This window comes from Mesorhizobium sp. M7A.F.Ca.CA.002.15.2.1, assembly GCF_003998715.1.
Taxonomy (GTDB): domain Bacteria; phylum Pseudomonadota; class Alphaproteobacteria; order Rhizobiales; family Rhizobiaceae; genus Mesorhizobium; species Mesorhizobium ciceri.
The window spans coordinates 1-11,684 of sequence record NZ_RZPI01000094.1 but is presented as its reverse complement, the minus strand read 5'-3'; the positions used below and the strand labels follow the sequence as shown (position 1 = coordinate 11,684).

General features: G+C 64.4%; 4 protein-coding genes. 1 reads left to right on the top strand and 3 read right to left on the bottom strand.

All coding sequences use genetic code 11. The annotated features are described in order from the left end of the window. A partial coding sequence (locus ENZ74_RS08360; RefSeq protein ID WP_206522267.1) for an alanine racemase occupies positions 1-620 on the top strand: 620 nt, incomplete at its 5' end. Between the two features lie 21 nt (positions 621-641). On the opposite strand, the gene ENZ74_RS08355 is transcribed toward ENZ74_RS08360, so the two are convergent. The 3 genes from ENZ74_RS08355 to ENZ74_RS08345 form a co-directional block, all read right to left on the bottom strand. Next, positions 642-1,418, bottom strand: a complete 777-nt coding sequence (locus ENZ74_RS08355; protein WP_027162453.1) for a heme ABC transporter permease — start codon at positions 1,416-1,418, stop codon at positions 642-644. Between the two features lie 107 nt (positions 1,419-1,525). Continuing rightward, positions 1,526-3,307 (bottom strand): glucan ABC transporter ATP-binding protein/ permease, encoded by a 1,782-nt coding sequence (locus ENZ74_RS08350; RefSeq protein WP_013532297.1) that lies wholly within the window; start codon positions 3,305-3,307, stop codon positions 1,526-1,528. A gap of 512 nt (positions 3,308-3,819) precedes the next feature. Beyond that, a partial coding sequence (locus ENZ74_RS08345) for a glucoamylase family protein (protein ID WP_127312727.1) occupies positions 3,820-11,684 on the bottom strand: 7,865 nt, incomplete at its 5' end.

Genomic DNA, 11,684 nt, shown 5'->3' with positions numbered 1-11,684 from the left:
ATGAAGCGGTTGCGCTGGCAAGACAGATCGACAGAACCGGTGGCCTCGCCTTCGGAGGACTGATGACCTACCCGGCCGCCGGGAAGGCAGCGGAGGCCGAAGCCTGGCTCGCCGACGCCAAGCAGGCGCTGGCCGCATCGGGCCTCGCCTGCGAACGCATCTCCAGCGGCGGCACGCCGGATATGTGGCGCTCCAGCGATACATCTGTTGTCACGGAGTATCGTCCAGGCACCTACATCTATCTCGACCGCTATCAGGTCGCCAAAGGCGTCGGCACGCTCGACGATTGCGCGCTGACGGTGCTGTCGACGGTGGTCAGCCATCCCACCGCGACGCGCGTTATCCTCGATGCCGGCAGCAAGGCGCTGTCCAGCGACACGCTGGGTCTCGCCGATTTCGGCGAGTTGCCCGGCGTGCCGGGAGCGCGGGTGACGGGCCTGAGCGAGGAGCACGGCACCGTCACGCTTTCGGGTGACGGCAAATTGCGCATCGGCGAGCGCGTGCGTGTGGTGCCCGACCATTGCTGCGTCGTCACAAACTTGTTCAACGAGGTCAATCTGATCGACGGCGACAAAGTGCTGGAAACGCTGCCTGTGGCGGCGCGCGGAAGGATGGGGTGAACTAAGAAGCGTCTTGCCTTCTCACACAAGGGGAGAAGGGGGAGAGCGCTCCGCCTGCCGTGCCGCGACCCTGCGCATGGCAATCACCCGGCGACGGCGGATTTCGGTGCGCATCGCCATCAGGTGCAGCGCGAAGAACAGCACGGTGAAGCCGAGCGCCATCACCAGAAGCGGCCACAGCAGGCTGGGGTCGATGGTGGAGCCGCCCATGCGGAACACCGAGGCCGGCTGATGCAGCGTGTTCCACCAGTCGACCGAGAATTTGATGATCGGGATGTTGATGAAGCCGACCAGCGTGATGATGGCGGCGGCCCAGGCGGCGCGGCTGGCATCGTCGAGCGCACGGGTCAGCGCGATGATGCCGAGATACATCAGGAACAGCACGAAGACCGAAGTCAGCCGCGCATCCCAGACCCACCAGGTGCCCCACATCGGCTTGCCCCAGATCGAACCGGTGATCAGCGCCAGCGCGGTGAAGACCGCACCGATGGGTGCGGCTGATTTCAGCGCGACATCGGCCAGCGGATGCCGCCAGACGAGCGTGCCGAGCGCCGAGACCGCCATCAGCGTGTAGCACATCATGGCCAGCCAGGCGAAAGGCACGTGGATGTACATGATGCGGACGGTGATGCCTTGCTGGAAATCCTCAGGCGCGGCAAAGCTCATATAGAGCCCGACTGCGAGGATCAGTGCGGCGATCGTGGCCAGCCATGGCACGACCTTGTCCGCCAGCCCGACGAAGCGCGTCGGGTTGGCGAGATCCATCCAGCTTGTCAGGCGTGAAGTCGTGTCGCTCATGCGGTTCTACATAAACCGCCGCGGCGTTCGGGGCAATCGAGCGGTGGTGTCGCAGGGCTGCAGCGCTTTGCCTTCTCCCCTGTGGGAGAAAGCAGAGACGTGCCTGATCAGGCGGCCGCTTCCTGCTGTTGCAGCACGGTGCGGCTGAGGCGGCGGACCTCCTCGTCGTTGAGCAGGCCGCCAGCGCGCAGCAGGCTGGCAAAGCGGCCATTGCGCAGCGACAGCTCGGTGAAGCCGCCCATCTCGACCACCCTGCCCTTGTCCATGAACACGACCAGATCGGCGTCGCGAACGGTGGTCAGGCGGTGGGCGATGATGAAGGTGGTGCGGTCGCGGCGCAGTTCGTCGATCGCTTCCTTGACGCGGTCCTCGGTCTCGACGTCGAGCGCGCTGGTCGCCTCGTCGAGCACCAGGATCGGTGCGTCCTTCAGCACGGCACGGGCAATGGCGATGCGCTGACGTTCGCCGCCCGACAGCTGGCCGCCACGTTCGCCAACCACCGTGTCGTAGCCATTGCTCTTGGACAGGATGAAGTCCTGTGCGGCAGCCGCATTGGCGGCGGCATGGATCTCGTCATTGCTTGCATCGGCGCGGCCGACACGGATGTTGTCCTCGATCGAGCGGTTGAGCAGGCCGGCATCCTGGAACACCGTGGCGATCGAATGGCGCACCGACTTGCGGGTCACGGTGCGGGTGTCGATGCCGTCGATCAGGATACGGCCATGGGACGGCGAGAAGACACGCTGCAGCAGGTTGATGAGCGTGGTCTTGCCGGCACCCGTCGGGCCCACGATGGCGACGGTCTGGCCCGCCTGCACCTCGAAGGACACGTCGTCGATGCCTTGGCCGGAATTGGCGAATTCAAAGCCGACATTCTCGAAGCGCACATGGCCGGTGACGTTGGAAAGATCGCGCAAGCCGTCCGGCTCGGCGGAATCAGCCGCGGAGTCCTCGAGATGGTAGAAATCCTCGAGCTTGGCACGGGCCTCGGAAATCTGGTTGGCGAAAGCCGACATCTGGTCGAGGCGAGCGATCAGCATCGTGGCAAAACCGGTGAAGGCAATGACGTCGCCGACACCCAACTGACCATGAGTCACGAGATAGGAGCCGATCGACAACACGATCAGCATCGAGATTGCCGATGACAGACGGTGCAAGGCATTGGCCAGCGCCCACCAGTCGAGCACAGGGTTCTGCGCGTCGAGCAGGTTCTTGACGTAGCGGCGCAGCGTATCGGCCTCGTGGCCGAGGCGATTGTAGCTCTGCAGCACCGCAACGTTGCTGACCGAGTCGGTCACATGCGCGAACACCTTGTGGTAGTGGCGCTCGACCGCAGCCTGGCCCGCCTTGGTGCGGCGCATGACCATCCGGCCGATGCCGACATAGAGCAGCCCGAGGCCAAGCAGCACCAGCGACATGCGCAGGTCCATGCTGATCGCGGTCGGAACCAGCAGTACGAGGGCGACAGCCGTGGACAGATGCTGGCGCATGAATTCGAGCCAAAGGCTGAACAGGGTTTCGACGGCACGCAGCATCGTGTGCAGCGCATTGGAGGTGCCGTGCTGATGGTGCCAGGCGAGCGGCATGGTGATCACGCGCTCGAACGACTCGCAAAGCACTTCGCTGCGCCGCGCGTGGGCAAAGCGGTCAGCGCCGCGCGCCACCATGACGAAGGCAACGATGTTGAAGGCGCCGAGACCGGCCCACATGACCAGGGTGGTGAAGACAGAGCCACGCTCGGAGATGGCGCCGATGACGCGACCGAACATAATCGGCTCGAGAAGCGCTACGATGGCGAGAGCCACGTTGGCCGAACAGATCAACGCAACGCGTTTCCTGTCCGCGGCCAGATAACCGAGAGCTCGCCAGTAGATTTGCAGAAGGGTCACCCCAGTTACTCCGCCACGCTGTTTATTGTGCACTGCATCATTTTATTCGTACCGGTTGATACGTCGCAAAACAATGGCCGTGTACCCCTTCAGTTCCCTTAGAGCGAACAAAAGATGGCGACGTTCCGAAATCTGCCGTGATCACCTAACGGTTTGAGAAGACAGGTAAAATGTCAGGCATGCGGCGAAATCATGGCAGTTGGCACGTGCTGCCATAATTTTAATCAGCAACAATGTCGGGCGGATGACTGAGGCCGAAATCGCCTTTCGCGAAGTATAAAGCAAAACAAAGCTGCAGGATGCCCTTCCAGGCGAAGGGTGGCCAAACCCTCACCGCTCGCGGCTACTCCTATGGGACGCCTCAAGCCTTTGATTTCATAGACTTCTCGGCGGGATGCCCGTCAACGGCAGACGGCAACGCCAGGCGGGATGGGGCCTCTCATCCCGCCTGGCGTGACAAAAGTCGCGGTCGGGGCCTCAGCCCCGAGCGCATGCTTTTTGGGCAACAGGCCTCAGGCCGGAATCCTGACGACAACCTCGGCAACTTCGCCGTCCTTCAGCTCGACTGCCGAAGCCTTGGTCTTTGCCCCATTCACCTCCAGCGACACGGCCTTGGCCTTATTGTCGCGGATGACACGAACCTTGAGTTCCGCCCCCAGCATTTTGAGATTTGCCGAGTACCCATCCCAGTGGCTTGGCAGCTTCGGCTTGAACTGGACACGCTTGCCGCGCCGTTCGATGCCCAGAATGCCTTCGACCGCAGCCCTGTAGAGCCAGCCGGCAGAGCCGGTGTACCAGGTCCAGCCGCCACGGCCGCCCTTGCCGTTGCCGGCATTGTCGTCCCCGGCATAGATGTCGGCCGCCACGACATAGGGCTCGACTCGATAGTGCTCGGCCGTGGCCTCGTCGGTCGCGTGGTTGACGGGATTCAGCATCGAGAAACAACGATAAGCCTCGTCGACCTGCCCCATCTCGGCAAGCGCGATGACGAACCATGTGGCGGCGTGGGTGTACTGGCCGCCATTCTCGCGCACGCCAGGCGGATAGCTCTTGATGTAACCGGGGTCCTTTTCCGTCTTCGAGAATGGCGGCGTGAACAGCTTGACGATCTTCAGCTTGTCGTCGACGAGCAGCTTCGTTGCTTGCTCCATGGCGGTGGTCGACCGTGCCGGGTCGCCCTCTCCCGAAAGCACGCTCCAGGACTGGGCGATCGAGTCGATCTTGCACTCCTGCGAGTTGCGAGACCCCAAAGGCGTGCCGTCGTCGAAACTGCCGCGCCGGTACCATTCGCCGTCCCATGCGGTGCTCTCAAGCGCCCGCTTCAGAACATCGGCATGCTTTGCCCAGGCCTGTGCTCGCTTGGCATCACCCTCGGTCTTGGCGACGGGCGCGAAATCGCCCAGCGTCTTCAGCAGGAACCAGCCGAGCCAGACGCTCTCGCCCTTGCCGTGCTCGCCGACGCGGTTCATGCCGTCGTTCCAGTCGCCGCCGAGGATCAGCGGCAGGCCCGCGGGGCTGCTGCGCTTGATGGCGAGATCGAGCGCACGCGCGCAATGGTCGTAGAGCGTCGCTGTCTTCTTCGAGATTTCCGGGGTGAAGAAGGCATCGTGCTCGCCCTCGCCCAGCGGCTGTCCATCGATGAAGGCCAATTGCTCCTTGAGGATGGAGGCATCGCCGGTGACCAGCAAATAGCGCGCCGTAGCGTGGGCAAGCCAGACCACGTCGTCGGAGATCAACGTGCGTACGCCAGCACCCGTGCGCGGCAGCCACCAGTGCTGCACGTCGCCTTCGGGGAACTGCCGCCGCGCCGCGTTGAGGATCTGGTCGCGCGCCAGCTGCGGGTCATGTGCCAGCAGCGCCAGCGTATCCTGCAACTGGTCGCGGAAGCCGAAGGCGCCGCTGGCCTGATAAAAGGCCGAGCGGGCGCGGATGCGGCAGGCCAGGCTTTGATAGGGAAGCCAGTGGTTGACCATGGCGTCGAGCGCCTTGTCGGGCGTCTCGACCTGGATGGTGTCGAGGAAGCCGCGCCATTCGCGCTCATTGTCGGCCAATCGCTGGTCGAAGTCCTTGGCCCGATGCTCCTGCACCAGCGCGCTCGCCTCCTCGACCGACTCGGCGTCGCCGAGCAGCCAGAGCAGCGTCACGTCGCCGCCTGCCGGGATCTCGACGTCGCGGGCAATCGCCGCGCACGGATCGTCGCCGGCCTCGACACGGCCAGACAGCGCCGCACCGCTCAGCACCGCCTGCGGTAGCTCGCTGGAGCCATGCCGGCCCAGGAACTCCGATCGGTCTGTCGTCACCGAATGGACGCCGCCGTCGGCCGCCAGGAACGCAACCCGCTCGCCGAAATCCAGCCCGTAGGGGTTTTGTGCGAGCAGCGCCCCACTGGCGGCATCCCGCGACGGGACGATGGTTGCCGCAGTGCGCGACCGATGCCCGCCGAGCACCCATTCGGCATAGGCATAGACACGCAGCCGCGCCGGCACCGAGCCGGAATTCTGGATGCGCAGCCGCGAGATTTTCAGGGAATCGACCGGATCGACGACATGGGTAAGGTCCATCGACAACGGTCCGCGCTTCGAGCGGAAGGTCGAGAAACCCTGGCCGTGCCAGGCCTCGTAGGTCATCGAGGGATCGCGCACCATGGCGGCGAGCGGCGAGAATGCCTTGCCGCTGGCCTGATCGTAGATATAGAGGCCCTCGCCCGGGCGGTTCGAGACCGGATCATTCGACCACGGCGTCAATTGGTAGTCGCGGCTGTTTCGGCTCCAGGTGAAGGCTGCGCCCTCGGCGGAGGTGTGGAACCCGAACGAGGCGTTGGAGACGACGTTGATCCACGGCTGCGGCGTCGTGCGCCGCCCGGCCAGGCGCACGACATAGTGCCGTCCGTCGCCGTCGAAACCGCCAAAGCCGTTCCATTGGCTGAGTCCGCTGCCATCGGCGCTGACATTGGCCACCGCCTGCGAGGCAGGAGTATGCGTCGTGGGTGTCGGCGACGGCAATTCACGCGGAATCGGCAACGTTGCCAGAGCATCCCGCGCCTGCAGGGCCGCCGCCTCGGCGCGCTCGATCTGGTCGAAGATGGTGCCGTTGCGCGTGTGCAGGACGACGCGGGCGACGGCGAGCAGCGTCTTGTAGGTGGTCTCGTCCATAAGATCGCGGCGCACCGCGAAAATGTGCTGGCGCGGCCCGAGCTCCTTGCCGCGCAGACGGCTGTTTTCGCACAGCGTCTCGACCGCCCGCTGCAGGTCCTGGACATAGGAGGACGCCTGCTCGTTGACGACGACGAAGTCGATCATCATGCCGCGGGTGCGCATATATTCCTGGAACCGCAGCGCCTGGGCGACGATTTCGAGATCGGCGACATCGCCGATCCTGACCAGGAAGATCGGGAAATCGCCGGAAATGCTTGTCGGCCACAGGCTCGACTGCTTGCCCAGCCCCGAGGCGATGGATTCGGCGGGAAGACGCAGGAACGGATCCGGATAGATCAGATAGCGCGCCAGCTTCTGCACATTGGCGGCATCGGTCAGGCTGAGGCCCATATGGCGGGTCTGCACCTGGCTGCGGGTCCAGGCAAGCATGGCCTGGCGGGCAAAGCTCTCCGGATGGTCGAGGCGGGCGATGGCTTCGTCCAGTTCGGCACGGCCGGCGCCGACAACCGTCCAGAAGGTCAGCGATATCTTCTTGTTGGCCGGCACGCGCACCTGGCGGCGCAGCGAGGCGACGGGATCGAGCGTAAAGCCTGAGTGGCCGCCCAGCCTGGCGCCCGGGTCGAAAGCGGCTGCGTCGACGATGGTGCGGCCACGGCCGATGAAGGCGCGCCTGTCGGTCTCGGCCTCGGCGTCGCGCGCCGATCCGGACGGATCGGTGACGAAATGCACCATGGCGATATCGGGCTCGCTGGTCTCGCGCTTGCGCCGCGTGGCGAAGATCGCCGCGTTGTTCGCAGAGATTTCGGTTTCCACGAACATCTTCGAGAAGGCCGGATGCGCGTTGTCGGACGCCTCCAGGCCGAGCACCAGCTCGGCAAAGGAGGTCACTTCGATGTGACGGTCGGACGGACCGTCATTGTAGAGCGTGACCCGACGGCCCTCGCCATTGCCTTCCGAGATGACGATGCATTCGACCTCGGAGCGCAAGGTGCCCACCGATTTGACGAAGCTCGCCTTGTCGTCGGAGAACAAGGTCTGCGCCTTTTCCTCGGCGGCTCGCTTCGGTTCGGCTGTAGCCGACCACCAGTCGCCGGTGCCGGCGTCACGCAGGAAGATGTAGGAGCCGAGCCGGTCCTCGGTCGGATCCGGCTGCCAGCGGGTGACGGAGAGATCGCCCCAGCGGCTGTAGCCCGAGCCGGTCGCGCTGACCATCACCGAATAGCGGCCGTTCGACATGACGTTGGTCGACCGCAGCGACTGCAGCGGATTGAGCACGATGCGGGTGTCGGGGCTGTCGACTTCGGTCTCGTCCTTGGAGCGTTCGTCGGCCTCGGTCCTGACGGTCGCTGTCGGGATGTCGCGCGGCGCCCTCTCCTGCAGCAAGAGTTCGGCCGATTCGATGACCGGATCGCTGTGGAAGCGGTCGCGCATGCGACCTTCGAAGATGGCGTCGGCAACCGCCGCGATCGACATGCCCGAATGGTGGGCCATATAATTCTGGACGACGACATGGTCCGTGCCTTCCGGCACGCGCTGTGGCGTGAAGTCGACGGCATCGTAGTAGCCGTGGCGGCCGAGCGCCCCGATCTCCCGCAATCGGGCGAGATTCAGCACGGCTTCACGCGGATTGAACTGGGCCGCCAGTATGGTGGCGTAAGGCGCGATCACCGTGTTCTGGCCAAGACCGCGCTTCAGCCCGAGGCCTGGAACGCCGAAATTGGTATATTGATAGGTCAGTTCGCGGTCGCGGGCATTGTAGGCGGCCTCCGAAATGCCCCACGGCACGTTCTTCTGGCGGCCATACTGGATCTGGCGCTTGATGATCAGCTTGCTGGTCTGGTTGAGGATCGAGCCCTGCGGCTCCTTCATGACCAGCGGCGGCATCAGATATTCGAACATCGAGCCGGACCAGGACATCAGCGCGCCCTGGAAACCGATTTCGACGATCGGCCGGCCAAGCCTGAACCAGTGCTCGGTCGGCAGATCGCCCTTGGCGATGGCGAACAGGCTGGTCAGCCGTGCTTCGGAAGCCAGAAGGTCGTAGCAGCTTTCGTCGAGCTGGTGTTCCTCGACCCGGTAGCCGATCGACAGCAGCTTGCGCTCCGGCCGCATCAGGAAGGAGAAATCCATCTCGAAGGCATAGCGGCGGGTGCGCTCGCGTAAGGTGAGCAGCTTGGCACGCAGCGCCTCGACGGCATTGTCGTCGCTGTGCGCGTCATGGACGTGCGCTTCGCAGGTGGCTTCCAGCCTTGCCGCCCAGTCGACGATGACGTCGCTTTGGGGCGACACCGCCTCGGTATGGATGGCGGTGGCCAATTTGCGGATCTCGCCGGCCAGCACGGCCAGGTTGATGGTGCGGATCGACGCCATTTCGGGCTGCGCCTTGATGGTGTCGACAGCGCGCCGCATGCCGTCGAGACGGTCGGCGAGGCGCTGGCGCAGCGGGCGCAACTGACGGCGGTCGTCGGGCAGATCATCGAGGCTTTCGCTGAGGATGGTGACCGTGTCGAGAATGCCTTCGAAATCGCCCTGGAGGTGCACGGAGGGCGCCTCGGCCCATTCGGCGCAGGCCGCCGCCACCGCCACCAGATGGCCGGCGAGATTGCCGCTGTCGACAGCCGAGATGTAGAGCGGATAGAGCGGCTTCAGTGTCGTGGTGTCGTACCAGTTGAAGAGGTGACCGCGCTCACGCGGCATGCCCTCGATCGTGGCCATGGTGGCGTCGATGCGGGTGATGGCGTCGGACAGGCTGATCCATCCGAAGTCGCGGGCGGAAACGACGGACAGCAGGTAGACGCCGATATTGGTCGGCGAAGTACGAGGCGCCACCACCGGTGCCGGGCTTTCCTGGAAATTGTCGGGCGGCAGATGGTGATGCTCTGCCGTCACGAAGCTTTCGAAATAATGCCATGTGCGCCGCGCCACCGTGCGCAACGTATGGATATCGGCCTGCGATATGCGCAAGCGATCCTCGGTTTCAGCCGAACGGCTGATCCAGCTGGCGATGGCGGGCGAGCCAATCCAGAACAGCGCGAAGAAGAAGGCAACGAAGGCGCCGGTCGAATCGGCCAGCACCGGAATGGCAAGGCCGACGAAGCCGATGATCACGGCGCCATACATCATGCCGTAATAGGAACCGACATCGTTGTCGCCCGCCTTGTGCGCCTGCGAGGCGGTGCGCCATTCCAAAAGGTTCTGGCGGCTGACGAACAACCGATAGAGCGTGCGCACGATGGCATCGCCCATCATCCAGGCGTTGTGCGCCATCAGGACGATCTTCAGCGCCACCATGGCGGTGCCGAAGGCGACGTCGCGTGCCAGGGCCGAGAAATGGCCGCGTGGCGTCTGGTCGCCGCTCTTGGGCAGGATGGCGTTGACGATGTCGAATGTCGGCGCCATGAACAGGCTGAGGATCAGCAGGGCCTGCCATTGCGCGGCCTGCGTGAAGGGCAGCAGCGTCCAGCCGGCAATCGCCGCCATCACCCAGAAGATCGGCGTCAGCGAGCGGCGCAGATTGTCGATCATCTTCCAGCGCGACAGCGCCGGCACGCCGGAGCGCGGATCGAGCATGAAGCCGAGCAACTGCCAGTCGCCGCGTGCCCAGCGATGGTGGCGCGAGGCGTCGACCGAGTAGCGGGTCGGATAGTCCTCGACCAGTTCGACGTCGGTGACCAGCGCCGAGCGCGCCAGCGCGCCTTCCAGCAGATCGTGGCTGAGGATGGTGTTTTCCTCGATGCGGCCCTGCAGGGCGGCCTCGAAGGCGTCGACGTGATAGAGGCCCTTGCCGGTGAAGGACCCGTCGCCGAAAACGTCCTGATAGAGATCTGACACGGCAAAGACATAAGGGTCGAGGCCGCGATTGGCCGAGAACACCCGCTGGAAGAACGACGCATCATCGCCTGATGTCAGCGACGCGGTGATGCGCGGCTGCAGGATCGCGTAGCCGGCGGTGACGACGCGCTTGCTGGCATCGAAATGCGGCCGGTTGAGCGGGTGGCAGAGCTTGCCTACGAGGGTGGCGACCGCGTCACGGGTGGTGCGCGTGTCGGCATCGAGCGTCATCACGTGGACGACGTTCTCCGGCAGCGGCACGTCGAGCGGCAGGAACGTGGTGTCGCTGTCGCCGCGCAGCAGAAGGTCGAGTTCATGCAGCTTGCCGCGCTTGCGCTCCCAGCCCATCCACGACCCTTGCGCCGCATTGAAGAGCCGGCGCCGGTGCAGGATATAGAAGCGCGGCGCGCCTTCGGAGGGATAGCGTGCGTTGAGACGAGCGATCTCGGCACGCGCGAATTCGAGGATTTCGGTGTCGGCAGCATCGATCTCGGTCTTCGAGTCCGGCCAGTCCGACAGCAGCGCGAAATGGATTTCATCGGCCGTGTTGGCGAGATGATGCACCTCGATATTGCGGATGTTTTCCTCGACATCGTCGCGCGAGCCGATCAGCGACGGAACCACCACCAGCGTGCGCGCCTCGGGCGGCACGCCGTGCCGGTAATCGTAGCCGACGAGGCGCGTCGGTTTCAGGAACAGCGAAACGACCGTGTTGAAGAAGGCGAGCGCGCCCTCGCTGGCCGGCACGGCAAAAAGCGCCAGCATGAGGACGATCGAGGGCACCGACAGGCCGAGATTGGCAAGCGCGTTGCCTGAGAGGACGAGAAGCAGCGCCGTCAGCGCAAACACCGGTACGACGATGCCGAGCCAGCCGGTCTTGCGGAAGGCACGCTTGACTGTCTGGCTGATGGTGGGTCGATAGCCGATCGCCTTCTCCAGCTCGAGCCGGCGTGGGCCGACGAGAAAGAAGCCGACATCGGTGTGGGCGGACCCGGTTAAAACGACGTCGCCGTCGCCATCGCTGGCGGCGTGGCCGGCCAGCTCGATGGCCTTCTCGGCGACGCGATATTCCGAAAGGTTCGAGCGGCGCGCCAATTCCTCGATCGCGGTCCGGTACTGGTCGCGCGAGAAGAAGTCGAGCGCGGCGAAATCGGTACGCTCGCGCAGCACGGTGTCGATGCGGCTGACGCCTTCGAACCACACGGTCCAATCGACGTCGTTGATGAGGCGCAGGCCACGAATGATGTTGCCCGTCGTCACATTGCCGCTGGACAACGTGTGATGTTCGGAAATGATGATTTCCTCGGCATCGGAGCCGGTCTTTTCGAGCTCGCCTTCCAGCCATTCCAGAGCCTTGCCGGCATTCTGCGAGCCATCGCGCAGGCGATAGA